This is a genomic window from Acidovorax sp. GW823-FHT02H02 (assembly GCF_058797075.1).
On record NZ_JBXAJH010000009.1, the window covers coordinates 143189 to 168455 of the forward strand.

The following is a 25267-nucleotide window of genomic DNA, read 5'->3' on the forward strand; positions in this document are numbered from 1 at the left end:
CCATGCACAAAAGAAATGCCCTTCAATTCATCGCTATCAGCGCTTTATCCATAGGCGCTGGTGCCCTGTTGACTGCCTGTTCTGAAAAGAAGACGGAGTTTCGCGGGGTGGACATCACCGGGGCTGACTACGCACGCGATATTCCGCTCACCGACCATAACGGCCAAAAGCGCAGCCTGCAGGACTTCCGGGGCAAGGTGGTGGTGGTGTTCTTTGGCTATACCCAATGCCCCGACGTGTGCCCCACCTCCATGCAGGAGCTGGCCGAGGTCAAGCAGATGCTGGGCAAGGACGGCGATCGCCTGCAGGGCATCTTTGTCACCGTGGACCCCGCGCGCGACACACCCGAGGTGCTGAAGGCCTACATGGCCAACTTTGATCCCAGCTTCCTGGCGCTGTCCGGCACGCCCGAGCAGATCGCCGCCGTGGCCAAGGACTTCAAGATCTACTTCAAGCAGGTCGATGGCAAGACCCCCACCAGCTACACCATGGACCATTCGGCCGGCAGCTACGTGTACGACACGGCAGGCCGCCTGCGCGTTTACAACCGCTACGGCAGCGGCGCGCAGGCGCTGGGCGCCGACGTGAAGGCCCTGCTGCAGGAAGCCGGGTAAAAGCGCCAGGCGCGCCGCCCGCGCCAATTCCCTTGGCTGGCGCCTTATTCGGCCTTGATGCCTTGTGATTTGATCACTGCGCCCAGCACGCGCGCATCGGTCTGTATGCGTTGGGCCAGACCTTCGGCGGTGGTGCCGGTCACCTGCCAGCCTTGCTGGAACAGCTTGGCGCGCACGTCCGGGCTGCGGGCGATTTCGCTGAACAGCGCCGACAGGCGCGCCACCACCGGCCGGGGCAGAGACCGCGGGGCGGCCACCGCGTTCCAGATTTCGAGGTTGAAGTCCTTCACGCCCGCTTCGGCCAGGCTGGGATATTCAGGCACCAGCGTGCTGCGCCCGCTGGAGGTGATGCCAATCACGCGCAGTTTGCCCGCGCGGGCCTGCGCGGCCGCCATGGCCGGGGGCAGCAGGGCCAGCTGGATCTGGCCGCCGATGATGGCGTTGATGACCTGCGGATTGCCCGGGTAGGGCACATGCACCGGCTGGAGGCCGGCCTTGCCTTTGAGCAGTTCCATGCCGATGTGGGCCACCGTGCCCACGCCCGGAGTGCCATAGCTCCAGCGGTCGCCGCTGGCGCGTGCGGCCTCAAAAAACTCCTGCGCTGTGGCGCCCGGCGCGTTGGCCGGTGCGGCCAGGGCCAGTGGGGCCGTGGCAATCAGGCTGATCGGGGCCAGGTCCTTGAGCGGGTCGTAGTGGATCTTGGGGTTGATCAGTTTGGCAATCGTCAGGTTGCCGTTGATCATGATCCCCAGGGTGTGGTCATCGCTGGCCTTGGCCACGGCATCGGCGGCGATGTTGCCGCCAGCGCCCACCTTGTTTTCCACAATCACCGGCTGCCCCAGGGCCTTGGCCAGCGGCTCGGCCAGGGTACGCGCCACCAGGTCGGGGGATGATCCGCCCGGAAAACCTACCACCAGCTTGACGGGCTTGCTGGGCCAGCCCGGTGTCGCCGGGGCCGCGCTGGATTGTGCAAGGGCGGGGCTGCAGGCCGCGGCAAGGGCCAGTGCCAGCGCGGCGCGGCGCAGGGGGGACGGGGTCATCGAGAAATCTCCGGTCAGGGGCGGGTATCAAGCGCGTTGCCGACACCTCAAAAAAAACGCGCAACCAGGTTGCGCGTCCAATTATCCTTGCCGTCCGCATCTGCGAGCAGCCACCGCTCATACGGTCTTGCATTCAAGCGGATAACTAGGCGGGAAGCCGCAGACAGTGCTCTAGCACGGCAAGGCGAACCAACGAAGTTATACGTTTGAAGGCAAAACCGTATCAGGCGTATTCGGCCAGCGCGGCCTTCATCTTCTTCATGGCGGCCACTTCGATCTGGCGGATGCGCTCGGCGCTCACGCCATACACGGCGGCCAGCTCGTGCAGCGTCATGCCGCCCGAACCATCGTCGTTGACCTTGAGCCAGCGCTCTTCCACGATGCGGCGGCTGCGCTCGTCCAGGCTGGCCAGGGCGGCAGCAATGCCATCGGTGGCCAGCGCATCGCGCTGGCGCGACTCGATCATGGCCGTGGGCTCATGCGAGGCATCGGCCAGGTAGGCAATGGGGCCAAAGGCCTGCTCGCCATCGTCCGACGGAGCGGGGTCCAGCAGCACATCGCCACCCGACAGGCGGGTTTCCATCTCGATGACTTCTTCGCGCTTGACATTGAGCTGCGCCGCCACCGAGTCGATTTCACGGTCCGACAGGGTGTCGCGGTGCGTGCTGGCATCGGTTGCCGCCGCGTCGGCCTTGAAACCCTGTTTCATGGACCGCAGATTGAAGAACAGCTTGCGCTGCGCCTTGGTGGTGGCCACCTTCACCATGCGCCAGTTCTTCAGGATGTATTCGTGGATCTCGGCCTTGATCCAGTGCATGGCGTAGCTCACCAGGCGCACGCCCTGGTCGGGGTCGAAGCGCTTGACGGCCTTCATCAGGCCCACGTTGCCTTCCTGGATCAGATCGCCATGGGGCAGGCCGTAGCCGAGGTACTGGCGTGCAATCGACACCACCAGGCGCAGGTGCGACATCACCAGCCGGCCAGCGGCGTCCACATCGTTGTGATCGCGCAGCTGGCGGGCGTAGATTTGCTCTTCTTCATGGGTGAGCAGGGGCAGGCGGTTGACGGCCGAAATATAGGCGTCCAGGTTGCCCAAGGGCGGCACCAGCGCCCAGGGATTGGCGGGCGCCAGGGTCGTCGTTGCGGTTCCAGATGGCAGTGTCATTCCGGGAATCCTTTCCTCTAAGCCTTCATGTTAGCACTCTGTTGGAGGGAGTGCTAAGTCCGGAGTTCCCGTCTGGTTGTTACAAATTTTCTGATTCTGAAATCTTCATTAAATTGGCATTGAGCGCAATAAAATACAGCGCTAATAGCTATGAATAGATGAGCATTTGAAGACCTGTTTACACTGCCCTCTGTTCCTTTTGCAGGCAGGAGAGTTCCATGGCAACAGGCGTTGATCCGGCGGATATCAGCATGGTCACCACCACGGTGGCCAGCGCGGCAGACGCGCGCCGGCTGGCGCAGGCCGTCATGCAGGCGCGGCTGGCGGCCTGTGTGCAGGTGCAGGCCATCACCTCGCACTACCACTGGCAGGGCGCCCTGCAGGAAGCATCGGAGTGGCGGCTGGACTGCAAGACCATGCCGCGCGCCACCGCCGCATTGCTGGCGCTGCTGCAGGCGCTGCACCCCTATGCGCTGCCGCAGCTGGTGGTGCAGGCGCTGCAGGCCACGCCGGCCTATGTGCGCTGGGTGGATGGCGAGGTGGCCTCCGGGGTGTGAGGTTCAGGTCAGCAGAGCCTGCGCGAATTCGCGCGCGTTGAAGGTTTCCAGGTCTTCGAGCTTTTCGCCCACACCGATGAAGTACACGGGAATGGGGCGCTCCTGCGCGATGGCGGCCAGCACACCGCCCTTGGCCGTGCCGTCGAGCTTGGTCACGACGAGGCCGGTGAGCTGCAGCGCATCGTCGAACGAGCGCACTTGGGCCAGCGCGTTCTGGCCGGTGTTGCCGTCAATCACCAGCAGCACCTCGTGGGGCGCCGTGGCGTCGGCCTTGGTGACCACGCGGCGGATCTTCTTCAGCTCTTCCATCAGGTGCAGTTGCGTGGGCAGGCGGCCGGCCGTATCCACCAGCACCACGTCCTTGCCGCGCGCCTTGCCGGCGGTGACGGCATCAAAGCTCACGGCGGCCGGGTCGCCGCCTTCCTGGCTGACGATCTCGACGGTGTTGCGGTCGGCCCATACCCCGAGCTGTTCGCGCGCGGCGGCGCGGAAGGTATCGGCCGCCGCCAGCAGCACGCTGGCCCCTTCGCTGGCCAGGTGCTTGGTGAGCTTGCCGATCGAGGTGGTCTTGCCCGCGCCGTTGACACCCGCCACCATGATCACGGTGGGCTGGTGCTCGCCAATCACCAGGGCCTTTTCGAGCGGGCGCAGCAGATCGGCCAGCGCATCGGCCAGCAGGCCCTTGACGGCGGCGGGGTCGGTGGTCTTGCTGTCTTTCACGCGGCGCTTGAGGTCTTCCAGCAGGTGCTGCGTGGCCTTGACGCCGGTGTCGGCCATCAGCAGGGCTTCTTCCAGCTCTTCATACAGGGCATCGTCGATCTGGGTGCCGGTGAAAACGGTGGCGATGCTGGAGCCGGTCTTGCGCAGGCCGGCCTTGAGGCGGTCGAGCCAGCCCTTGCGTTCGGCGGGCGTGGGCGGCGGCTCGGTGGCCATGGGCGCCAAAGGCAGGGGCGGCACGGCGACGGCGATGGGTGCGGCCGCCACCATGGGCGAAACGGGGGTGGACACGGGCGCCGGCACCGGCAGCTCGGCCGGCGGCGGTGCGGCCACAGGGGCTGCTTTCGTTGCGGGGGCAGGTGGTTTGGCGGCAAACGGGTTGCGCAGCCAGCCAAGGCCACCGCTGGCCGCCGGCGGGGCCGGTGGGGGCAGGGTGGTTGCGGAGGGCGTTGGCAATGGCGCGGACTGCGTGACCGGGGCGGCGGGTGCCTGTCCGGCGGGTGGCATCACCGGCGGTGGCGCGGGCACGGCAGCCGGTGCAGCAGGGGTTGCAGGCGCAGCCGCAGCGGGCTGCGCGGGCGTGGGGGCGGGTTTTTTCTTGAAAAAACTGAACATTGGCGGGTACTTAGAATCACTCCATTCTATGAAACGTGCTTTCACCCTTCTGGGCCTGCTGGCCTGCCTGAGTGCCGGGGCGCAATCCCCGGTATCCACCACCCCTGCCGCGCACTTGCCAGCGGCCCCCACGGCCACGGCTTCCGGGGCGCAGCAATTCACGCTGGCCAACGGCATGCAGCTCATCGTGCAGCCCGACCGGCGGGCGCCCACGGCGATGCACATGGTGTGGCTGCGCGTGGGTTCCATGGACGAGGTCGATGGCACCTCGGGCGTGGCCCATGTGCTCGAACACATGATGTTCAAGGGCAGCAAGACCGTGCCGCCGGGCGAATTTTCGCGCCGCGTGGCGGCCTTGGGGGGACAGGAAAACGCCTTCACCAGCCGCGACTACACGGGCTACTACCAGCAGATTCCCTCCAGCCGGCTCGAAGACGTGATGCGCCTGGAGGCCGACCGCTTCGCCCACAACCAGTGGCCCGACGCCGAGTTCAAGAAAGAGATCGAGGTGGTCAAGGAAGAGCGCCGCATGCGCACCGAAGACCAGCCCCGCGCCGTGCTGGCCGAGCAGCTTTTTGCGACCACTTTCATCGCCTCGCCCTACCGCCGCCCGGTGGTGGGCTGGATGAGCGACCTCGATGCCCTGACGCCCGAGGATGTGCGCAATTTCCACCGCCAGTGGTATGTGCCCGGCAACGCGGCCGTGGTGGTGGCCGGTGATGTGGACGTGGCCCGGGTGCGTGCCCTGGCCGAAAAATACTATGGCCGCCTGCCCGCCCGCGCCGTGCCGGCGCGCAAGCCGCGCGTCGAGCCCGTGCAGCAGGGGCTTCGCCGCATTGCCGTCAAGGCACCTGCCGAGCAGGCCTACGTGGCCCTGGCGTTTCGCGTGCCCGGCATGGAGCGCGTCGAGGCGCTCACCGACGGCGACCGCGATGCCCTGGCGCTGATGGTGTTGTCGGCCGTGCTCAGTGGCTACGACGGCGCCCGCCTGGAGCGCGCCCTCAGCCAGGGCCCGCAGCGCGTGGCCGACAGCGCCAGCAGCTCGGCCATGGTGACCGGGCGCGGCCCCAGCCTGTTCCTGCTCAGCGGCGTGCCAGCCGAGGACAAGACGGCGCAGCAGGTCGAAGACGCCCTGCGCGCCGAAGTCGCCCGCGTGGCCCGCGAGGGCGTGAGCGAGGCCGAGCTGTCACGCGTCAAGACCCAGTGGATTGCCTCGACCGTGTACCAGCGCGACTCGGTGCACGGGCAGGCCCAGGACCTGGGCAGCAACTGGGTGCAGGGGCTGCCGCTTGATGCGGAAGAGCGCCTGCTGGCCCTGCTGCGCACCGTGACACCCGAGCAGGTGCAGCAGGTGGCGGCCCGGTATTTTGGTGACGACCAGCTCACGGTGGCTACGCTGCTGCCGCAGCCGCTGGATACCAAGCCCCGGCGCGCCGCACCGGCCGCGGGTGCCCCACGCCACTGAATCCGCACCCCGAGGCATTGCATGATGACTATGAAAAAAATAGCTGCCCGCGCTTTAATGAGCGCGGGAGCCCTTCTTGTGGCCAATTCAGCCTGGGCGCTGCTGCCCATCCAGCACTGGACCGAGGCCAACGGCGCACAGGTCTGGCTGGTGGAAAGCCCCGTCATCCCCATGGTGGATGTGCAGCTCGACTTTGATGGTGGCAGCCGCCGCGACCCGGCCGATCAGGCGGGCCTGGCCGGTGCCGTGGCTTCCATGGCCTCCAAAGGCGTTCTGGGCATGGCCGCAGGTTCCGGTGTTGCCGAGGGTGCGCCGCTGGATGAAAACGCGCTGGGCGAGGCCTGGGCCGACCTGGGAGCCAGCTTTGACGCCAGCGCCGGCAGCGATGGACTGCATTATTCGCTGCGCTCGCTGACCGACCCCGCGCTGCTGCAGCGCGCCGCTTTGCTGGCCGCCCGCCAGATGGGCGAGCCCAGCTGGCCGGCCGATATCTGGCAGCGCGAACGCGCCCGCTGGAGCGCCAGCATCAAGGAATCCCGCACCCGCCCCGCCACCGTGGCGGGCGAAGCCTTTGCCGCCGCCGTGTATGGCAGCCACCCCTACGGCTACCGCGCCACCGAAGACACGCTGGCGCGCATCGAGGTGGCCGACATGCAGGCCTTCCATGCGCGCACCGTGGCCGCCTGCCGCGCGCGCGTGAGCATCGTGGGCGCCGTCAACCGCGCGCAGGCGCAGACCCTGGTGGCTACGCTGCTGTCGCGCCTGCCGGCGCGCACGGCTGCAGAATGCGCGCCGCTGCCGGACGTGCCTGAGGTGGCCGCGCTCAGCGCGCCGGCCGAGCAGCGCATTCCCTTTGCCTCGGCCCAGGCCCATGTGCTGATCGGCCAGCCCGGCTTTGCGCGCCGCGACCCCGACTTTCTGGCGCTGCTGGTGGGCAACCACATCCTGGGCGGCGGGGGCTTCACTTCGCGCCTGACCAACGAGGTGCGCGAGAAGCGCGGCCTGAGCTACAGTGTGTACAGCAGCTTTGCGCCCGGCCTGCATGCGGGCGCGTTCAGCATCGGCCTGCAGACCCGGCCCGACCAGGCAGCGCAGGCCGTGCAGGTCTCGCGCGATGTGCTGGCGCGCTTCGTGCGCGAAGGACCCACCGAGACCGAGCTGCGCGCCGCCAAGGACAACCTGATCGGCGGCTTTGCGCTGCGCATCGACAGCAACAAGAAGCTGCTGGGCAACGTGGCCAACATCGCCTGGAACGGGCTGCCGCTCGACTACCTGGAGCACTGGACGGCACGCGTCGAGGCGCTCACCGTGGCCGATATCCGCGCCGCCATGGCACGCAAGCTGCAACCCGAGCGCATGGTCACCGTGGTCGTGGGAGGCCAGCCATGAGCCGCTCCAGCCTGCGCCTGGAAACCCTGCCCGGTGGCCGCCTGGCCCGTCCGGCCAGGAACGTCCCCGCGGCCGAGCCCGACGACGCCAAGGAGTCCAAGAACACCAAGGCAGCCAAGAGCAGCGCCCGGAAAGACGCAGCCCCCCAGGCTGCGGGCGAAATCCGCATCATCGGCGGCCAGTGGAAGCGCACCCGCCTGCCCGTGGCCCAGCGCCCGGGCCTGCGCCCCACGCCCGATCGCGTGCGCGAAACCCTGTTCAACTGGCTGGGCCAGGACCTGACCGGTTGGCATTGCCTGGATGCATTTGCCGGCACTGGCGCGCTGGGGCTGGAGGCGGCTTCGCGCGGCGCTGCCGCCGTGCAGCTGGTGGAAAACGACGCCACCCTGGTGGCCCAGCTGCACAAGCTGCAGGCCCGCCTGGCGGCCACGGCCGTGCGTGTGCAGCGCGGCGACGGCATTGCCGCGCTCCGGCAGGTAGCGCCGGCCAGCCTGCACCTGGTGCTGCTCGACCCGCCGTTTGACGGCGCCTGGTTCGAGCCGGCCCTGCAGGCCGCCGCCAAGGCCGTGGCGGCAGACGGCTTCGTTTACCTGGAGGCGCCGCAGGCCTGGACCGACGAGGCACTGGCCCCGTTCGGGCTGGTGGTGCACCGCCACCTGAAGGCGGGTGCGGTGCATGCGCACCTGCTCCAGCAGCGCCTGGCGGGCTGACGGTACAGTACTCGATAGCTATAAAAATAGTAGCCTATTGCGCTTTCTGTATAAACGCCAGAGTCTTATTTTCTTGAAAAAAAGGGGGCATGCACTGCGCCTCCTGCGCGTTGCAGTGCGCTGCATAATCCGCCCAGGCGGCCCGGCCGGCCCCTGTGGGCCGGGCCCCAAATCCATCTGCCCACCAGGAGACCCTAGCCCATGACCCACAACGTGCTCGCCATCTACCCCGGAACCTTCGATCCCATCACGCTGGGCCATGAAGACCTGGTGCGCCGCGCGGCGAAACTGTTCGACCGGGTGATCGTTGCCGTGGCCATTGCCCACCACAAAAAGACCCTGTTCAGCCTGGACGAGCGCATGGACATGGCGCGCGAGGCGCTGCGCGACTGCCCGCAGGTGAGCGTCGAGCCCTTTGACGGCCTGGTGACCGAGTTCACCGCTGCGCGCGGCGGCACGGCCATGCTGCGCGGCCTGCGCTCGGGCACCGATTTCGACTACGAATTCCAGCTGGCAGGCATGAATCGCGCACTGGTGCCGCACATCGAGACGGTGTTCCTCACCCCCAGCAGCCGGCACCAGTTCATCAGCAGCACGCTGGTGCGCGAAATCGCCACGCTGGGCGGCGACGTGGCGCAGTTCGTCTCGCCCGGGGTGCATGCGCAACTGATGCGCAAGCTGAACCGTGCAGCGTCGGCCTGAGAGGCTGAGACTTTCAGCCTGCGCAGGTCTGCATCAGCAAGTCGTGCACAAAGCGCAGTTTGCGCAGCGCGCCGGGCGACAGGGCAAAGGGGTAGGCATCGCTCTGCCCCAGGCTGCGGTTCAGGCTGTTGAGCAGCAGGGTCAGGGGCACCCACTGGCGCACCATGTTGTCAAACGCGGGTCGCGGGCTGGCAAAGGGGTCGGTCACCTGGTGGTGCTGGGCGGCATGCGGGTCGGGCACGGACAGGCTGGTCTGGTAGCTGGCCGCCGTTTCGAGCAGGTCCACCATATGCAGGTAATGCGCCCAGGTTTCGGCCCAGTCCTCCCAGGGGTGCGAGGCTGCGTAGCTGCTCACATGGTGCGGGCGCCAGTCGCCCGTGTCGCTGCCTTTGGCGTAGTGGGCACGCAGGGCGGCGGCGTAATCGAGGCGCTCATCGCCAAACAGACTGCGAAAGGCCTCCAGGCAATGGCCGTCGCGCACCAGCTGGTCCCAGTAGAAATGGCCCGATTCATGGCGCAGGTGGCCAATCAGGGTGCGGTAGGGCTCGCCCAGCGCCACGCGCCGCCGCGCGCGCTCGCCGTCGTCGGCTTCGGCCACGTTGAGGGTGATGGTGCCGCCATGGTGACCGGTGAGAACGGGTGGCCCGCCGGGCCAGTCCGCCAGAAACTCGAACACCGGTCCGGACCGGCCCGGCGCGGGCTCCAGCCCCAGGCGGGCCAACGTGTAGAAAAGCTGGCGCTTGGCCGCTTCGATCTGCTTCCATCGGCCCAGGTTGGCGGGTTCGGAGAGATCGGGCAGCACGCGCGTCTGGCGGCACGACACACACAGCGGGGAGAAATCGTGCGCCGGCAGGGCGAAATTGCAGGCGTCGTAGGCGGCGTGGTTGGCGCACAGGCGATAGAGCCGCCCGCTGCAGTCCGCACTGCCGCGCAGCCCCATGCGGCGCCACAGGTCTGGCCCGTCCTGCGGGGCCGGGGCCAACGCCGCCATGCAGAGCAGCTCGGGCACAAAGGCGAGCGTGCTGCCGCAATGCATGCACTGCACGCTGTCAAAAAAAACCAGATGACCGCAATGGTCGCAATTGAATACCCGCATGGTGTGGCAGCTTAACCCCCTGCGGTCGGGCGCGCCGCGGGCAGAAGAGAAAGCGTGGCGGCCAGTCAAAAAGGGCACCAGCACCGAACCAGATGGTTCGGTGCTGGCGCCCTTTTCCTGCCACGCCCCGCCGCACGGCTTGCGCCGCTACCGGCGGGATCGGGCGCGCACGCTTAGGGGCGCACAACAATGCTGTTGCGCACTTCCTTGACGTTCTTGGTGTTGCGGGCAATGGCTTCCGCCTGGTTCTTCTCGGCCTGCGACTTGGCAAAACCCGACAGCTGAACCGTGCCGTTGAGCGTTTCGACGCTGATGGCGGTAGCGGACACCGTTTTGTCTTCCGCCATCTTGGCCTTGACGGCGGTGGTGATGCCCGCATCGTCGATGTAGGCGCCAGCGGTTTGCTGGTTGCGCGCCACTGCGCAGCCCGTGGCGGTGACGACGGTGATGGCTGTGGCTGCGGCAAAGGCAAGGGCACGTGCGTATTTCATGGTGTATTCCTTCAAAGAGTGGAGACGCGGGTGCGAGGGAAAATCACAGCTTGCCGGCTTGTTGCACCCTCCGTGACCGGCTGGCTGTCGTGGCGCTGGAACGGGCTAGGTTTCCAGCAAATCCTTGAGTTCGTCGGCATGTTCTTCTTCGTCGGCCAGTATGCCTTCGAGCATGCGTTTGGTGGTGGGGTCTTTGTCACCAATCAATGCAATCATCTGGCGGTAGGCCTCCACGGCAATGCGTTCAGCCACCAGGTTGGCTTTCACCATGGCCTGGAGGTCCGACGAGGTGTCGTAGTCGGCATGGCTGCGGGCGAGCAGGGTGTCGGGCGCAAAGTCGGGCTTGCCCCCCAGCTGCACGATGCGCCGGGCGATCAGGTCGGCGTGGGCCGCTTCTTCGGTGGCGTGCACCATGAGCTCCGCCGCAATGGCGGGTGAGGCCATGCCGTGGGCGGTGAAGTGGTGGCGCTTGTAGCGCAGCACGCAGACCAGCTCGGTCGCCAGGGCGTCGTTGAGCAGGCGCACGATGTCGTCGCGATGCGGGCTGAAGGCGGGTGTGACCGCACCCTCATCCAGATGGCTGGTGGCCGCGGCTTTCAGGGCTGCTTCGTCCAGTTCCATGCCGGCCGCATGGGAGGGCAGAGGGCTGAGTTTGTTCATGGAGACACTTTCAATGGGGCGAAAAGCTCCGTGGTCGTTCAGGGGTTGCGGCGGCGTGACATCAGCAGCACAGCGGCGGTCACGGCGGCGCCAGCAGCGGCGGCAATGGCCACGGACTTGCCCGGCTGCTGCGTGACATAGCGTGTGGTGGCGTCAGCAGCCTGCTGGACCTGGTGGCGTGCGCGGGCACTGCTCTCGGCGCAGAAGTCGATGCTGCGCGTGGCCAGGTCGTGGGCGCGGGCGGCCAGATCATCGATGACCGGGCTGGCTTCACGGCGCAGTTCGCGCACACCGGATTCGGCCTTGTCCAGGGATTCCCTGGCTTTGTCGCGTGTCGTCTGTACGGCGTCCTGGGCGCTTTGCAGCACGTTATCGGCGAGACTGCGCGCCCCGTCTGCAACTTTGGTCGTGGTGGATTCGGTATTCATGGGTACTCTCCGAAGATGTAAAGGGTTGGGGAACGCAAGGGCTGTCGCAGGGCGGTGGGGTGCGAGGGGATCAGCCTTTTTTCAGCAGGCCCAGCACGAACGTCACGATGGCCATGATCACGAACACAAAGAACAGGATCTTGGCGATGCCTACGGCGCCTGCCGCAATGCCGCCAAAACCGAACACAGCGGCGATGAGCGCGATAACCAGAAAGACAACGGCGTAGTGCAGCATTTCCATCTCCTTGAAGGTCGGTGTTGCCGTAAGTGAGGTGGCGCCAGGAATTGAGCGCCTGAGATGTACTGTAGGCAGAGCGGGCCGCCACGCATGCCGGTGGCTGGCGCTCCCCCTTGTCGGCGCCAGGAGGGCTGCCTTGTAGGACACAGCCGACGGTGCCATCCCGCCTGAACGCTCCGCGCAGGCCGGGGCACGCAGCGGTGCCGGGGTGCGGGTGATTCAGCGGGCCTTGGGCAGAACGGCCGACACCAGGGTGCCGTTGCCCGGGCGGGAGGTGATGGTCAGCCGCCCGCCGGCGGCCTCCACCCGGTGGCGCATGCCGGCCAGTCCATGCGACGCAATGCCCACGCTGGCCGGGTCGAAGCCTGCGCCATCGTCGCGCACCTGCACCGTCACATGGGTAGGGTGGTTGTGCACGGTCACCAGCACCTTGGTGGCCTTGGCGTACTTGCTGATGTTGGTGAGGGCTTCCTGCACCAGCCGGTAGACCGTCAGCTGGGTGGCCTCTGTCAGCTGCACGGACTCCAGACTGGTCTCGATCTCGATCCCGGCGGTCTCGGCATGTTCACGGGTCAGGATTTCAAGGGCCGTCGCCAGCCCCAGGTTGGACAGCGAGGACGGGCGCAGGTCTTCGATGATGCGGCGCTTGAGGGCAATGCCGCTGTTGAGCGTCTCGGTCAGGTGCCGGAGGCGTTCGGCAACTTCGGGGGCCTGGTGGTCGATCTTCGACTTGAGCCGGGCGACGTCGAGCTTGGCGGCGGTCAGCAAGGCGCCCAGTTCGTCGTGCAGCTCGCGCGCCAGGTAGCCACGTTCGTCCTCGCGCACCTGCTGCAGGTGGCTGGCCAGCTCGGACAGCGAGGCGGTGCGCGCGCGGACCAGGCCTTCGAGCCGCTCGCGCTCACGCTCCAGCACTTCCTGTTCGCGCTGGTTCACCTGTTGCAGGGTGCGGGCCTGGCGCAGGTACATGTAGAACGCCAGCAGGCCGACGGCGGTCACGGTCGCAATGCCGATGCGCGACAGCATCAGCGATTGCACAATCTGGCGGCGGCTCTCCTGCACCCTCTGGGCACTGCGATCGATCAGCACATGGGCCTGTTTGCGGATCGACTCCATGTGCTCCTTGCCCACGTCGGTGAACAGGATGAATTTCCAGGCATCCTCGTTGCCCTGCCGGCGCAGGCGCAGGCTCAGCTCCATCTCGGCCAGCTTGCGCGAAACCTCGCGCGACAGATGGGCAAACTGCTGCAGTTCATCGGGCGACTTCAGATACCGGTTGCGCAACTCGTCCAGATTGGTCTGCACCGTGACAACCGCCTTGTCGTAGGGTTCGAGGTAGGTTTCGTTGCCGGTCAGCAGGTAGCCGCGCTGGCCGGTTTCGGCGTCCAGCATGCTTTGCAGCAGGCGGTTGACCGCATTGCGGGTCTGCTGTCCCTCGTTCATGGCTTCCACGGCTTCCTGCGAGCGCATGTGCCCGGCTTCGTTGATGCCGATCAGCACCAGCGCAGCCAGCAAGGCAAAAGGCAGGCTGAAGGCCATCGTGCGGCTTTTTCTGAGCCAGTGCCGGGAGTTTTCTTTGAACGTCATGCGGGGTGCTCGGATAATCGCGGGGAACTGCTACGCTGTCGCCTGCGGTGCAGGTGGCGGCGCAAGCCTGTGCAACAACAACGACCTGGACGTGGCATGGCCGCTCCCTGAAAGAAGCTCATGATCAAGATCGGTATTGTGGATGACCATGCGATTGTTCGTACCGGGCTGCGGCAGTTTCTGTCGGAGCATGTCGACTTTCGCGTGGAGGGCGAGGCGGGCAACGGCCGCGAAGCCATCGATCTCGTGCGCAACCATGAAATCGACGTGTTGCTGATGGACCTGTCCATGCCGGGCCAGAGCGGGCTGGATGCGCTGGCCATGCTGCGTGCGAAGGCGCCCGACATGGGCATTCTCATCCTGAGTGGCTATCCCGAAGAGCATTACGCCATCAACCTGATCCGCCAGGGTGCCAGCGGTTACCTCAACAAGGAGTGCGAGCCTTCCGAGATCGTCGAGGCCATTCGCACCATTGCGCTGGGGCGGCGCTATCTCACGCCCGCCGTTGCCGAGCTGCTGGCGCAGCAACTGAACCGCAAGGACGATGCGCCGCCGCATGAGCAGTTGTCGGAGCGGGAATTCCAGGTGTTCCTGAAACTGGCCAAGGGCGAAACCGCCGGAGACATCGCCAAGGACTTGTCGCTGAGCGTGAAGACCGTGAGCACCTACCGCACGCGGCTCATGGAAAAGATGGCGCTCTCGTCCAACAGCGATCTGACCTATTACGCGCTGAAAAACCGGCTGATCGACTGAAGGGCGGGTCCCCCGGCCCCGTTGGCTGCGCGGGCAGCGCTGGTCCCGCGGTGGCCGTGCCTTGTCAACGCCGCCCCGGCACGGTTTGCGCAGGGCAAGGGGCTTCACGGCATGTCCGGCCGGGGCTGCTGATCCGCTGCGCTGTGTGCCTTGCTGCTGTGCTCGATGCAGTAGTCCACCAGGGCGTCGATTTCGTTGGACTTGTCGAACACCGCATCCACGCCAAGCTGCGCGCAGCGCATGCGCACATCGGGGGTGGCGTAGTTGCTCAGAACCACCATTTTCTGGCCCGGCTGGCGGGCCCGGCATGCCGCCAGCACACCGAGGCCACTGCCCTGGCGCAGGAACAGATCCACGATCGCCAGATCCCACTGAGCGCTGTGGGCGGTCAGCCACTCCTTGCCTTCGTCTTCGGTGGCGCTGGCGCCGACCGCCTCCACGCAGGCGAGTTCCTCCAGCGTTCCGATCAGATTTTCCCGAATCGTGGCGTTGTCTTCAACAATGTAGGTACGCAGTTTCACAGCCTGATCCATGGGGGTGCGACCGGTGCGGATGTGCTGGGGTCGAGCCGTTAATTTAACGGGGGCGGTGCGGCAATTCTGCCAGCCACCACAGGCTGAGGGCGTAGGACGTTTCTTACTTCAACGCCGCGCACACCGGGCAGTGGGGGTGCCGGTTCAGGTGCATGGTGCTCCACTCCATGGCGCGACCATCGAGCATGAGCAGGCGCCCCGCCAGCGAGGGCCCCGCGCCGGACAGCAGTTTCAGCGCCTCGGCGGCCTGCATGGCCCCCACCACGCCAACCAGCGGCGCAAACACCCCCATGGTCGAGCATTGCACCTCTTCGAAAGCGGCTTCGGGCGGGAACACGCATGCATAGCATGGCGAGGCCGCATCGCGCGGGTCCACCACGGTGATCTGGCCATCAAAGCGAATCACCGCACCGGCCACCAGGGGCTTGCCATGCCGCACGCAGGCGGCGTTGACCGCGTGGCGCGTGGCGTAGTTGTCGCTGCAGTCCAGCACCACGGTGGCCTGTGGCACCAGCGTGTCGAGCAGGGCGGCGTCCGCGCGTGCCTGCAGCGCCGTGATCCGAACCTCCGGGTTGATGGCCGTGACGGCCTGCGCCGCCGACGCCACCTTGGGCTGCCCTACGCGGGCGGTGGTGTGGGCAATCTGGCGCTGCAGGTTGGTCCGGTCCACCACATCGTTATCGACCAGCGTGATGTGTCCGACACCGGCCGATCCCAGGAACAGCGCCGCTGGCGAGCCCAGGCCCCCCGCGCCGATGATCAGGACATGGCTGGCCAGGATGCGCTCCTGTCCCTCGATGCCCACCTCGTCGAGCAGGATGTGGCGGGAGTAGCGCAGGAGCTGGTCATCGGTCATGGTGTAGGCAGGAGCGTGGCGCGTGAAAAAGGCCGGGCTCCGTGGGAAGCCCGGCCCCGGTGGCAGCAGAACTGTCTCAGTTCTCTTTCTTTTCTTCCTTGCGCTCGGTCAGCGTCTTGCTGACCAGCACGGGGCGGCCCTTGAACTGGTTCAGGGCCTGCGTCAGCTGGAAGTCCTTGTCGGTGCCGAACTCGGGGATCTTGCGTTCCGCCACCGGCTTCTTCGCTTCTTCCTCCAGGCGCTTGCGGGCTGCTTCGCGGGCCTTTTCGCGGGCCTCGTCCTTTTGTTCCTCGCCCTGGCCGCTGCCCAGGTGCTTGTCGAGATCGGCCTCGCGCATGCGCAGCGCCGCAAACACATTGCCTTCTTCCGACTCATCGATCATCACGTCGGGCACGATGCCCTTGGCCTGGATCGACTTGCCGCTCGGTGTGTAGTAGCGGGCCGTGGTGAGCTTGAGGCCGGTGTCCGGACCCAGGGGGCGCACGGTCTGCACCGAGCCCTTGCCGAAGGTCTGGCTGCCCATGATGGTGGCACGCTTGTGGTCCTGCAGCGCGCCGGCCACGATCTCGCTGGCCGAGGCAGAGCCTTCGTTCACCAGCACGATCAGCGGCACCGTCTTGAGCGCTGCGGGCAGCCGCTTGAGCGGATCGCTGCTGCCGCTGCCGCGGCGCTGGTAGAACTCGGGCGTGGCCTTGTAGGTGGCCTTGCTCTCGGCCAGCTGGCCGTCGGTGCTGACCACGGTGACGTTGGCCGGCAGGAACGCTGCCGAGATGGCGACGGCCGCATCGAGCAGGCCCCCGGGGTCGTTGCGCAGATCGAGCACCAGGCCCTTGAGCTGCGGGTCCTGCTTGTAGATTTCCTCGACCTTGCGCACGAAGTCATCCACCGTGCGTTCCTGGAACTGCGACAGCCGCACCCAGCCGTAGCCCGGCTCGATGAGCTTGCCCTTGACCGACTGGGTCTTGATTTCTTCGCGCGTGATGGTCACGGGAAAGGTGCGGCTTTCGTCCTTGCGGAAGATGGTGAGCGTGACCTTGGTGGCGGGCTCGCCGCGCATCTTCTTGACGGCGTCGTTGAGCGACAAGCCCTTGACGGCGGTTTCGTCGATCTTGGTGATCAGGTCGTTGGTCTTGAGCCCGGCGCGAAAGGCGGGAGAGCCCTCGATGGGCGAGACGATCTTGATCAGTCCGTCTTCCTGCGTGATCTCGATGCCCACGCCCACAAAACGGCCCGAGGTGCCTTCGCGGAATTCCTTGAAGGACTTCTTGTCGAAATACTGCGAGTGCGGGTCCAGGCTGGCGACCATGCCCGAGATGGCGTCGGTGATGAGCTTTTTGTCATCCACCGGCTCGACGTAATCGGTCTTGACCAGGCCGAACACAGCGGACAGCTGCTGGATTTCTTCCAGCGGCAGAGGCGCCATGGCGCCGCGCGCCACCGTCTGCAGGGACACCGTGGTCAGCGCTCCAGCCACCACGCCGATCGACACCCACCCTGCAATTTTGAGTTTGTGGCCCATAGAACACCTTTACCGCTTCGTTTCAATATACAACTTTGGAAGGGCCGCGCCCGCTGCAGTTCCGCGCGGGTACTTGCTTTCGCAGGATTTTTCGGGTTTTTGCCCGGCTTTACGCCGACTTTACGCCTTGCCCTGTGAAGCCACGGCGGCCGCGGCCCTGGCAGCGGCCTCGGCATCGCCCAGATAGTAGTGGCGGATGGGTTGGAGGTCGGCGTCCAGCTCATATACCAGCGGAATCCCGTTGGGAATGTTCAGGCCCACGATGTCGGTCTCGGAGATGTTGTCCAGGTACTTCACCAGCGCGCGGATGGAGTTGCCGTGCGCCGCCACCACCACCCGTTTGCCCGAGCGGATGGCGGGCGCCATGGCCTCGTTCCAGAACGGCAGCACGCGGGCCACGGTGTCTTTCAGGCACTCGGTCAGGGGCACGCTCTCGGCCGCCACACCGGCATAGCGGCGGTCGCTGCGCTCGCTGCGGGGGTCGGTGGCTTCCAGTGCTGGCGGGGGCGTGTCATAGCTGCGGCGCCACACCAGCACCTGCTCGTCGCCGTACTGCTTGGCCATGTCGGCCTTGTTCAGGCCCTGCAGGGCGCCATAGTGGCGCTCGTTCAGGCGCCAGTCCTTCACCACGGGCAGCCAGGTGCAGTTCATTTCATCGAGCGCGTACCACAGGGTGTGGATGGCGCGCTTGAGCACGCTGGTGAAAGCCAGGTCGAATTCGTAGCCTTCGGCCTTGAGCAGTTTGCCGGCCGACATGGCCTGCGACACCCCGGTGGGCGTCAGGTCAACGTCTGTCCAGCCGGTGAAGCGGTTTTCAAGGTTCCAGGTGGATTCGCCGTGTCGGATCAGAACGAGTTTGTGCATGGTGTCCCTAGGGAAAGCGGGTCAAAACCATACATTTTAGAATTACGCGGTTTGCCAACCCAAGGAATCTTCGTGAAATTCGTTATCGACAACTGGTATCTGGTCCTCGTGGCACTCGCTTCGGGCAGCATGTTGCTGTGGCCGCTGCTCAAGAACGCCAGTGGTGGATCGCTCACGCCCGCGCGGGCCGTGCAGCTCATCAACCGGGAGAAAGCCGTGGTCATCGACGTGTGCGAGACCGAAGAGTTCGCTGCCGGCCATGTGGGCGGCGCCAAGAATGTGCCGCTGGGCCAGCTCGAAGAGCGCCTGCCCACGCTGGTGAAGAACAAGGCCCTGCCGCTGGTGCTGGTGTGTGCCAGCGGCGCCCGCGCCAACCGTGCCGTGGCCATGGCCAAGAAGCTCGGCTACGACAACGCCCAGGCCATGGCCGGTGGCCTCAAGGCCTGGCGCGAGGCCAGCCTGCCGGTAGAAAAATCCTGAATTGCCCCCAGTTATGCGATAGCCGACAGGCTTTTGACTGGTTTTGTTGCCCTACAGGAAAAAACAGGAAGGACCGCCATGCAACCCGTAAAGATGTACACCACCGCCGTCTGCCCCTATTGCGTCCGCGCCAAGCAGATACTCAAGGCCAAGGGCGTCGAGCAGATCGAAGAGGTCCGCATCGACACCGACCCCGCAGCACGCAGCCACATGATGGAGATCACCGGCCGCCGCACGGTGCCCCAGATCTTCATCGGTGACACCCATGTGGGTGGGCACGACGATCTGGTGGCGCTCGACGGCCGCGGCGGGCTGATGCCCCTGCTGGGCGCCGCCTGATCGGTTACCCGGGCGCTGCATAATGCAAGCCCATGTGCCCGCTGCGGGAGCTGCTCCCCGGCGGGTTTTGTTTTGCTGAAATTTTGTTAGAGCAGAGAGACTTCACCATGGCCGATCAAGAAAACCCCGTGTTCCAGATCCAGCGCGTCTACCTCAAGGACATGTCCCTGGAGCAGCCCAATTCGCCCGGCATCCTGCTCGAACAGGAGCAGCCCAGCGTGGACATCCAGCTCGGCGTGGAAGCCACCCCCGTGGCCGAAGGCATCTTTGAAGTCGCCGTCACCGCCACGGTGCAGACCAAGGTCAAGGACAAGACCGTGTTCCTGGTCGAGGCCAAGCAGGCCGGAATTTTCGAGATCCGCAACATCCCCGAAGACCAGATGGGCCCCATCATGGGCATCGCTTGCCCGCAGATCGTGTACCCCTACCTGCGCGGCAACGTGGCCGACATCGTGAACCGCGCGGGCTTCCCGCCCGTGCACCTGGCAGAAATCAACTTCCAGGCCATGTACGAGCAGCAGCAGGCCCAGGCCGCCGGCGAACCTTCGCCCATCATCACCCAGTGATGCGGTTCAGAGGCCATTTTGGCCTCTGGCGCTTGATGCATAAGCGCAAGCAGCTATGAACATAGTCGTACTTGGTGCAGGTGCCTGGGGCACGGCACTGGCCATGGGGGCTGCCCAGCAAGCGGTCGATCACACCGTCACGCTGTGGGCGCGCGATGGCCAGCAGGTGGCCGACATGCAGGCGCAGCGCCAGAATGCACGCTACCTGCCGGGCATTGCTTTTCCCCCCGCGCTCGCGGTATCGGGTGCCGACCCGCTGGCGCTGGCGCGCTCGGCCGATCTGGTCATCGTGGCCACGCCCATGGCGGCGCTGCGCGCCATGCTGCGTGCCCTGCGCGGCTGCACGGCCCCCGTGGCCTGGCTGTGCAAGGGTTTCGAAGCGGTGGCATCCACCGATGCAGGGGCTTTTGGGCTGCTGGCGCACGAGGTGTGTGCGCAGGTTGCTCCTGGTTTGATAGCTGGCGTGCTCAGCGGCCCCAGCTTTGCACAAGAGGTGGCGCGCGGTCAGCCCACGGCGCTGGTGGCGGCCAGCCGGCACGCCGTGGTGCGCGATGCGCTGGTGGCCGCCTTTCACAGCCCCAGCCTGCGGGTGTATGCCAACGACGACATCGTGGGCGTGGAGGTGGGCGGTGCGGTGAAAAACGTGCTGGCCATTGCCACCGGCCTGTGCGATGGGCTGAACCTGGGATTGAATGCGCGCGCGGCCCTCATCACGCGCGGCCTGGCCGAAATGACCCGCCTGGGCGTGGCGCTGGGCGCGCGGCCCGACACCTTCATGGGGCTGTCGGGCATGGGCGACCTGGTACTCACTGCCACGGGCGACCTGTCGCGCAACCGCCGTGTGGGCTTGCTGCTGGCGCAGGGCCAAAGCCTGCAGCAGGCGGTGGATTCACTGGGCCATGTGGCCGAGGGCGTGTACTGCGCCCGCACCGTGGCCCAGCGTGCGGCCGGGCTCGGTGTGGACATGCCCATCACCCAGGCGGTGGTGGCGCTGCTCGATGGCCGCCTGGCCCCGACCGATGCCGTAGGCCTGCTGATGGGGCGCGATCCGGGTTCCGAACTGCGCTGATCGGGCGGGGCGCTGCTGACCGGCGCCCCCGGTGCGTTTTCAGAATACGCCAAACAGCATCAGCAACAGCAGCACAGACAGCGGTACTCCGAGCAACCACAGAATGACAGGCATCACCATCTCCTCGACAAAGTGATGCCTTGACCTTACCGGCGTGCGCCCGCGCCCCGTGTGCGCCTGGGTTGCGCCGTGGCGCAGGGCTTGGCCTACCCGCTGGCTGACCGGTGGTCAGCGCGCCGGCGGATTTACAGCCCCAACTCCAGCGCCAGCAGTTCTTCCACCGTCTGGCGACGGCGGATCAGGCGGGCCTGGCCGCCATCGACCAGTACCTCGGCGGTCAAAGGCCGGGTGTTGTAGTTGGAGGACATCGAGGCGCCATAGGCGCCCGCGTCGTGAATGACCAGCAGATCGCCCACCTGGGCATCCGGCAGGTTGCGCGGCAGCACCACGCCGCCGTCGCCCTGCGTGAACACGTCGCCCGACTCGCACAGCGGCCCTGCCACCACGCTGGGGCGGTGCGCAACTGTGCTGCCGTCGCGGCGCAGCACGTTCATGGTGTGGTAGCTGCCATACATGCTGGGGCGCATCAGCTCGTTGAAGCCGGTGTCGAGCAGCATGAAATGGTTGTTGCCGGCATCCTTGGTGGCACGCACTTCGCCCAGCAGCACGCCCGACTCGGCCACCAGAAAGCGGCCGGGCTCGATCTCCAGGCCCAGCGGGTGGCGCACGATGGCTTCGGCCTGCTGGCGTGCGGAATCCCACAGGCCGTGGTAATGCTGGGTGTCGATCACCGGATCGCCATCGCGGTAAGGGATGGACAGGCCGCCGCCGGCCGAGATGGCGTGCAGGTCGTGCCCCGCGGAGTGCGTGGTGCGCACCAGCTCCACCATGGCGCCGCACACCTGTTCGAGGTGGCGGTAGTCCACGCCCGAGCCGATGTGCATGTGCAGCCCTGCCAGCTTCAGGCCATGTTGGCGGATGGCGGCCAGCGCGTCCGGCAGGTCGGTGTGCCAGATGCCGTGCTTGCTGTGCTCGCCGCCGGTGTTGGTCTTGTTGCTGTGGCCATGGCCAAAGCCGGGGTTGATGCGCAGCCACACGGCATGCCCTGGCGATGCCGCGCCCAGCTGGTGCAGCATGTCGATGGAGCCGGCGTTCACCGGCACGCCATGCTCGACCACGCAGGCCAGCGTGGCCGCATCGAACAGGTCGGCGGTGAACACGATCTCCGACGGCCCGTCGCCTTGCTGGCCGGCCTGGTAGCCGGCGGCCAGCGCGCGCAGGATCTCACCGCGCGAGACCGCGTCCACCTTCACGCCCTGCGCGCGCATCAGCGCCAGGATGTGGATGTTGGAGCAGGCCTTCTGCGCAAAGCGGATGGTGTCGAAGTTGGACAGCTGCGCAATGCGCTGGCGGATGGTGGCCGCGTCATACACCCACAGCGGGGTGCCAAACTGGTCGGCCAGGGACCACAGTTGTGCAGGCGAGAAGGGGTTGGACATGGGGTGATCCGGGTGCAGGGAAAAGGCGCAGGGGTGCGGTGGATCAGGCAATTGATCCGGGTCGTGGAAGTTTACCGGGCATTCGTGGTGGCCGGCGCCCCATGCCCTGATGGCCGACGGCGCCCGCACCACCTGCCGCAGGTGCTGGCTGGCAAGGTTGGATGTCTTGACTCCAGTCTGTTTCTATCCCTTGTTCTGTCAGCGCCAGCAGCGGCGCCCGCTGGGCGGTGTGCCACCCCAAGGGCCGGGCGTTGTTTAGAACTCCCGGTTGTCGATCAGCCGCGTGGCCCCCAGCCGGGCGGCGCCCAGGGCCACCAGCGTCCCGGGTGCATCACCTGGCGTGGCCGGCTGCAGGTCCAGGCGGCGGCGCACCGCCAGGTAGTCGGGCAGCCAGCCGCGCGCGCGCAGCTGGTCCAGCGCCTGCTGCTCCAGCTCGGCCGGGTGCAGCGTTCCGGCGGCCTGCGCCGCGACCCAGCGGTCGCACAGCTGGTGCAGCGCCTGCGACAGCGCCACGGCTTCCTGGCGCTCCTGCGGGCTGAGGTAGCCGTTGCGCGAACTCAGGGCCAGGCCGTCAGGGGCGCGGCTGGTCTCGCCCGCCACCACCTCGATGGGCAGTGCAAACTGGCGCACCATCTGGCGGATCACCATGAGCTGCTGGTAGTCCTTGCGACCAAACACCGCCGTGCCACCGCCGGTGGCGCCAAAAACGCAGCTGAAAAGCTTCATCACCACCGTGGCCACCCCGGTGAAGAAGCCGGGGCGGAACTGGCCTTCGAGCAGGTCGGCCAGCTGCGGATCGGGCTGCACCTTGAAGGTCTGCGGTTCGGGGTAGAGGTCGGTTTCGCGGGGCGCAAACAGCACATCGCAGCCGGCGGCCTGCAGCTGGGCGCAGTCGGCATCCCAGGTGCGCGGGTAGCTGTCGAAGTCTTCGTGCGGCAGAAACTGCAGGCGGTTCACAAAGATGCTGACCACGGTGCAGTCGCCCAGCGGCCGGGCCTGGTGTACCAGCGCCAGGTGCCCCGCGTGCAGGTTGCCCATGGTGGGCACGAAGGCGGGGCGGCGGCCGGCCAGGGCGGCGCGCAGTTCGGGAATGGAGCGGGCGATGAGCATTTTGGGGATCTGGGTGGGAGAGGGGCCTTACCAGGCGTGCAAGGCGTTGTCGGGGAAGCGGCCCTGCTTGACGGCCTGCACATAGGCCTCCATGGCGCCCCGCACGCTGTCGGCGTCCTGCATGAAGTTGTGTACGAATTTGGCCATCTTGCCCAGGTTCATGCCCAGCATGTCATGCAGCACCAGCACCTGTCCGGCCGTGCCGTTGCCCGCACCGATGCCGATGGTGTGGCAGTGGCGCAGCTCGGCGGTGATCTCGGCAGACAGTGCGGCGGGCACCATCTCCAGCACCAGCATGGCGGCGCCGGCGTCCTGCAGTTCCAGCGCCTCCTTGCGCAGGGTGCGGGCGGCGTCTTCGGTCTTGCCCTGCACGCGGTAGCCGCCCAGGGCGTGCACGGTTTGCGGCGTCAGGCCCAGGTGGGCGCACACGGGCACGCCGCGCTGCACCAGAAACTCCACCGTGGGCGCCGTCCAGCCGCCGCCTTCGAGCTTGACCATGTGCGCGCCGGCCTGCATCAGCACGCAGGCGTTGCGCAGGGCCTGTTCGCGGGACTCGTGGTAGCTGCCATAGGGCAGGTCGGCCACCAGCCAGGCCGTGCCCTGCACGCGGTGCAGGCCGCGTGCCACGCTGGCCGTGTGGTAGGCCATGGTGTCGAGCGAGACGCCCACCGTGCTGGGCAGGCCCTGGCAGACCATGCCCAGCGAGTCGCCCACCAGAATGCACTCGATGCCGGCCGCATCGGCCACCGCGGCAAAGGTGGCGTCGTAGGCCGTGAGCATGGTGATTTTTTCTCCGGCCTCGCGCATCTGCGCCAGGCGCGGCAGGCTGATGGGCCGGCGCAGGGGCAACGGTGATGCGGGCGGCAGCGTGCCATACGGCGTGGCGTGCGGGGGCGCCTGGAGCTGGGCAGGATCAGTCATGAAGGTCCCATGGCAAAAAAGTGCCGCGAGTCTATGCCATGTCCACGCTGCCAGACGCCTGGCCGGTCTTGTCCGGCCGACAGATCCCGTCATTCACCTGCCCGCCCCAACGCACCGGGTCCCGCACCTGTAAGGGATGGCCGCTTGATGTAACAGGTTGCGTTCGCAACTATTAGGGTAAATATCTAGTTGTGCATGCAACCAAATTGAATACATTTGTTGCGCCAGATCAAAGCCGCGTGCGTTTACCCGGTGGCGGTTTTGGTGTCGTTGTTCCAGCTCAACCCATCCTGCCCGATTCCGAGGTTTTCATGCGCAACTTTTTGCCCACCACCCGCCGACTTTTTGCCCTGGCTGTGCTCACGGCCTGCGCGGCTGCGGCGGCCCAGACCTATCCCTCCAAGACCGTCGAGTGGGTGGTTCCGTACCCTGCTGGCGGCGGCACCGATGTGGTGGCCCGCACGCTGGCCGAGTCCATGGGCAAGTGGCTGGGCCAGCCCATCATCATCAACAACAAGCCCGGCGCGGCCACCAACATCGGTGCGGAGTACGTCGCCCGCGCCAAGGCGGATGGCTATGTGCTGATGTCCGCCGACACCGCCACGCTGGCGGCCAACCCGTCGCTGTACACCAGGCTGGGCTACAGCGCAGAAAAGGACCTGGCCCCGGTCGGCCTCACGGTGCGGTTCCCGATGATCCTCGTGGTCAACCCGCAGGTGCCCGCCAAGACGCTGCCCGAATTTCTGGCCTGGGCCAAAGCCCAGAACGCCGCCAACTACGCATCGCCCGGTCCGGGCAGCCCGCACCATCTGGCGGCCGAGCTGTTCCGCGAGAAAACCGGCAACCGCTTCACCCATGTGCCTTATCGTGGCGCGGCCCCTGCGGTGCAGGATGTGGTGGCGGGCCAGGTGCCCTTCATGTTTGTGGACACGGCCAGCGGCTACCAGTTCGTGACGACCGGCAAGCTGCGTGCCATCGGCATCGCCAGCGCCAAGCGGGTCAAGAACTTCGAGGACATCCCGACGCTGCAGGAGCAGGGTCTCCAGGGCTTCGAGGCCTACGCCTGGCAAGGCCTGGTGGTGCCTGCCGGCACCCCCAAGGACGTGATCGCCAAGCTCAATGCGGCCTTGCTGGCCGCCATGGACAGCACGGCCGTGAAGGCCCGCCTGCAGGCGCTGGGCCTGGAGTCCATCCCCAGCTCGCCCGAGCAGATGGCCCGCTATTGGGCCGATGAGCGCGCCAAGTGGGGCCAGGTCATCAAGGTCGGCAGCATCAAGCTGGACTGAT

General features: G+C 66.5%; 28 protein-coding genes. 12 read left to right on the forward strand and 16 right to left on the reverse strand.

Going from position 1 to position 25267, the window contains the following annotated elements:
• Positions 1–2 precede the first annotated feature (2 nt).
• The gene (locus tag AC1RDS_RS11720) at positions 3–614 is read left to right on the forward strand and encodes an SCO family protein (RefSeq protein WP_287876408.1); all 612 of its coding nucleotides are present in this window, start codon (positions 3–5) and stop codon (positions 612–614) included.
• Positions 615–658: 44 nt separating this feature from the next.
• Here AC1RDS_RS11720 and AC1RDS_RS11725 read toward each other — a convergent pair whose 3' ends face one another.
• Positions 659–1654 carry a Bug family tripartite tricarboxylate transporter substrate binding protein gene (locus tag AC1RDS_RS11725; protein ID WP_492227030.1) on the reverse strand — a complete coding sequence of 332 codons (996 nt, stop codon included), beginning with the start codon at positions 1652–1654 and terminating at the stop codon, positions 659–661.
• Positions 1655–1877: 223 nt separating this feature from the next.
• Positions 1878–2819 carry an RNA polymerase sigma factor RpoH gene (gene rpoH, locus AC1RDS_RS11730; protein WP_492227031.1) on the reverse strand — a complete coding sequence of 314 codons (942 nt, stop codon included), beginning with the start codon at positions 2817–2819 and terminating at the stop codon, positions 1878–1880.
• Positions 2820–3037: 218 nt separating this feature from the next.
• Here rpoH and cutA point away from each other — a divergent pair, with 218 nt between their 5' ends.
• Positions 3038–3376 carry a divalent-cation tolerance protein CutA gene (gene cutA / locus AC1RDS_RS11735; RefSeq protein WP_492227032.1) on the forward strand — a complete coding sequence of 113 codons (339 nt, stop codon included), beginning with the start codon at positions 3038–3040 and terminating at the stop codon, positions 3374–3376.
• A gap of 3 nt (positions 3377–3379) precedes the next feature.
• Here cutA and ftsY read toward each other — a convergent pair whose 3' ends face one another.
• Positions 3380–4708: a signal recognition particle-docking protein FtsY gene (gene ftsY / locus AC1RDS_RS11740; protein WP_092696870.1), complete on the reverse strand. Its 1329-nt coding sequence runs from the start codon at positions 4706–4708 to the stop codon at positions 3380–3382.
• Between the two features lie 28 nt (positions 4709–4736).
• On the opposite strand from ftsY, the gene AC1RDS_RS11745 reads away from it, so the two are divergent.
• The 4 genes from AC1RDS_RS11745 (at position 4737) to coaD (ending at position 8974) form a co-directional block, all read left to right on the forward strand.
• Positions 4737–6173 carry a M16 family metallopeptidase gene (locus AC1RDS_RS11745; RefSeq protein ID WP_092696869.1) on the forward strand — a complete coding sequence of 479 codons (1437 nt, stop codon included), beginning with the start codon at positions 4737–4739 and terminating at the stop codon, positions 6171–6173.
• Positions 6174–6194: 21 nt separating this feature from the next.
• The gene (locus tag AC1RDS_RS11750) at positions 6195–7562 is read left to right on the forward strand and encodes a M16 family metallopeptidase (RefSeq protein ID WP_287876420.1); all 1368 of its coding nucleotides are present in this window, start codon (positions 6195–6197) and stop codon (positions 7560–7562) included.
• Entirely contained in the window at positions 7559–8272 is a 714-nt protein-coding gene (rsmD, locus tag AC1RDS_RS11755; RefSeq protein ID WP_287876422.1) for a 16S rRNA (guanine(966)-N(2))-methyltransferase RsmD, read from the forward strand. Before AC1RDS_RS11750 ends, rsmD begins: the two co-directional genes overlap by 4 nt.
• Before the next feature lie 201 nt (positions 8273–8473).
• Positions 8474–8974, forward strand: coding sequence for a pantetheine-phosphate adenylyltransferase (gene coaD / locus AC1RDS_RS11760; RefSeq protein WP_287876424.1), 501 nt, complete (start codon positions 8474–8476; stop codon positions 8972–8974).
• A 13-nt stretch (positions 8975–8987) separates the two neighbouring features.
• On the opposite strand, the gene AC1RDS_RS11765 is transcribed toward coaD, so the two are convergent.
• The 6 genes from AC1RDS_RS11765 to AC1RDS_RS11790 form a co-directional block, all read right to left on the reverse strand.
• Positions 8988–10070, reverse strand: a complete 1083-nt coding sequence (locus AC1RDS_RS11765; RefSeq protein ID WP_287876426.1) for a zinc-binding metallopeptidase family protein — start codon at positions 10068–10070, stop codon at positions 8988–8990.
• Positions 10071–10243: 173 nt separating this feature from the next.
• Positions 10244–10561 carry a BON domain-containing protein gene (locus AC1RDS_RS11770; RefSeq protein WP_026434725.1) on the reverse strand — a complete coding sequence of 106 codons (318 nt, stop codon included), beginning with the start codon at positions 10559–10561 and terminating at the stop codon, positions 10244–10246.
• 105 nt (positions 10562–10666) lie between these two features.
• Positions 10667–11221 (reverse strand): ferritin-like domain-containing protein, encoded by a 555-nt coding sequence (locus AC1RDS_RS11775; RefSeq protein ID WP_287876429.1) that lies wholly within the window; start codon positions 11219–11221, stop codon positions 10667–10669.
• Positions 11222–11259: 38 nt separating this feature from the next.
• Entirely contained in the window at positions 11260–11649 is a 390-nt protein-coding gene (locus AC1RDS_RS11780) for a hypothetical protein (RefSeq protein ID WP_287876431.1), read from the reverse strand.
• Between the two features lie 70 nt (positions 11650–11719).
• Complete coding sequence (locus tag AC1RDS_RS11785) at positions 11720–11884, reverse strand: DUF1328 domain-containing protein (RefSeq protein WP_092696998.1); 165 nt, start codon at positions 11882–11884, stop codon at positions 11720–11722.
• A 222-nt stretch (positions 11885–12106) separates the two neighbouring features.
• The gene (locus AC1RDS_RS11790) at positions 12107–13471 is read right to left on the reverse strand and encodes a sensor histidine kinase (protein ID WP_287876433.1); all 1365 of its coding nucleotides are present in this window, start codon (positions 13469–13471) and stop codon (positions 12107–12109) included.
• 120 nt (positions 13472–13591) lie between these two features.
• Here AC1RDS_RS11790 and AC1RDS_RS11795 point away from each other — a divergent pair, with 120 nt between their 5' ends.
• The gene (locus AC1RDS_RS11795) at positions 13592–14224 is read left to right on the forward strand and encodes a response regulator (protein WP_092696861.1); all 633 of its coding nucleotides are present in this window, start codon (positions 13592–13594) and stop codon (positions 14222–14224) included.
• Positions 14225–14328: 104 nt separating this feature from the next.
• On the opposite strand, the gene AC1RDS_RS11800 is transcribed toward AC1RDS_RS11795, so the two are convergent.
• The 4 genes from AC1RDS_RS11800 to gpmA form a co-directional block, all read right to left on the reverse strand.
• The gene (locus AC1RDS_RS11800) at positions 14329–14745 is read right to left on the reverse strand and encodes a response regulator (protein WP_092696997.1); all 417 of its coding nucleotides are present in this window, start codon (positions 14743–14745) and stop codon (positions 14329–14331) included.
• Between the two features lie 115 nt (positions 14746–14860).
• On the reverse strand, positions 14861–15613 hold the full coding sequence (locus AC1RDS_RS11805; protein WP_287876437.1) for a HesA/MoeB/ThiF family protein: 753 nt from the start codon (positions 15611–15613) through the stop codon (positions 14861–14863).
• Between the two features lie 76 nt (positions 15614–15689).
• A complete protein-coding gene (locus AC1RDS_RS11810) occupies positions 15690–17132 on the reverse strand; it encodes a S41 family peptidase (protein WP_492227033.1) in 1443 nt (480 codons plus the stop codon).
• A gap of 120 nt (positions 17133–17252) precedes the next feature.
• Positions 17253–17996, reverse strand: a complete 744-nt coding sequence (gpmA, locus tag AC1RDS_RS11815) for a 2,3-diphosphoglycerate-dependent phosphoglycerate mutase (protein WP_287876439.1) — start codon at positions 17994–17996, stop codon at positions 17253–17255.
• Between the two features lie 72 nt (positions 17997–18068).
• Here gpmA and AC1RDS_RS11820 point away from each other — a divergent pair, with 72 nt between their 5' ends.
• The 4 genes from AC1RDS_RS11820 (at position 18069) to AC1RDS_RS11835 (ending at position 20450) form a co-directional block, all read left to right on the forward strand.
• Entirely contained in the window at positions 18069–18476 is a 408-nt protein-coding gene (locus AC1RDS_RS11820; protein WP_092696857.1) for a rhodanese-like domain-containing protein, read from the forward strand.
• A gap of 78 nt (positions 18477–18554) precedes the next feature.
• Positions 18555–18815, forward strand: a complete 261-nt coding sequence (gene grxC, locus AC1RDS_RS11825; RefSeq protein WP_092696856.1) for a glutaredoxin 3 — start codon at positions 18555–18557, stop codon at positions 18813–18815.
• A gap of 107 nt (positions 18816–18922) precedes the next feature.
• Positions 18923–19381 (forward strand): protein-export chaperone SecB, encoded by a 459-nt coding sequence (gene secB / locus AC1RDS_RS11830; RefSeq protein ID WP_026434713.1) that lies wholly within the window; start codon positions 18923–18925, stop codon positions 19379–19381.
• Between the two features lie 55 nt (positions 19382–19436).
• Entirely contained in the window at positions 19437–20450 is a 1014-nt protein-coding gene (locus AC1RDS_RS11835; protein WP_287876444.1) for an NAD(P)H-dependent glycerol-3-phosphate dehydrogenase, read from the forward strand.
• Positions 20451–20695: 245 nt separating this feature from the next.
• On the opposite strand, the gene lysA is transcribed toward AC1RDS_RS11835, so the two are convergent.
• The 3 genes from lysA to panB all read right to left on the reverse strand — a co-directional run bounded on the left by lysA (position 20696) and on the right by panB (position 23980).
• Positions 20696–21949, reverse strand: a complete 1254-nt coding sequence (gene lysA, locus AC1RDS_RS11840; protein ID WP_287876446.1) for a diaminopimelate decarboxylase — start codon at positions 21947–21949, stop codon at positions 20696–20698.
• Between the two features lie 255 nt (positions 21950–22204).
• Positions 22205–23059 carry a pantoate--beta-alanine ligase gene (gene panC, locus AC1RDS_RS11845; protein WP_492227034.1) on the reverse strand — a complete coding sequence of 285 codons (855 nt, stop codon included), beginning with the start codon at positions 23057–23059 and terminating at the stop codon, positions 22205–22207.
• A 27-nt stretch (positions 23060–23086) separates the two neighbouring features.
• On the reverse strand, positions 23087–23980 hold the full coding sequence (panB, locus tag AC1RDS_RS11850; RefSeq protein WP_092696852.1) for a 3-methyl-2-oxobutanoate hydroxymethyltransferase: 894 nt from the start codon (positions 23978–23980) through the stop codon (positions 23087–23089).
• Between the two features lie 311 nt (positions 23981–24291).
• Between panB and AC1RDS_RS11855 the strand changes: the two genes are divergently transcribed.
• Positions 24292–25266 (forward strand): Bug family tripartite tricarboxylate transporter substrate binding protein, encoded by a 975-nt coding sequence (locus tag AC1RDS_RS11855; protein WP_092696851.1) that lies wholly within the window; start codon positions 24292–24294, stop codon positions 25264–25266.
• The last annotated feature ends 1 nt before the right edge of the window (position 25267 follow it).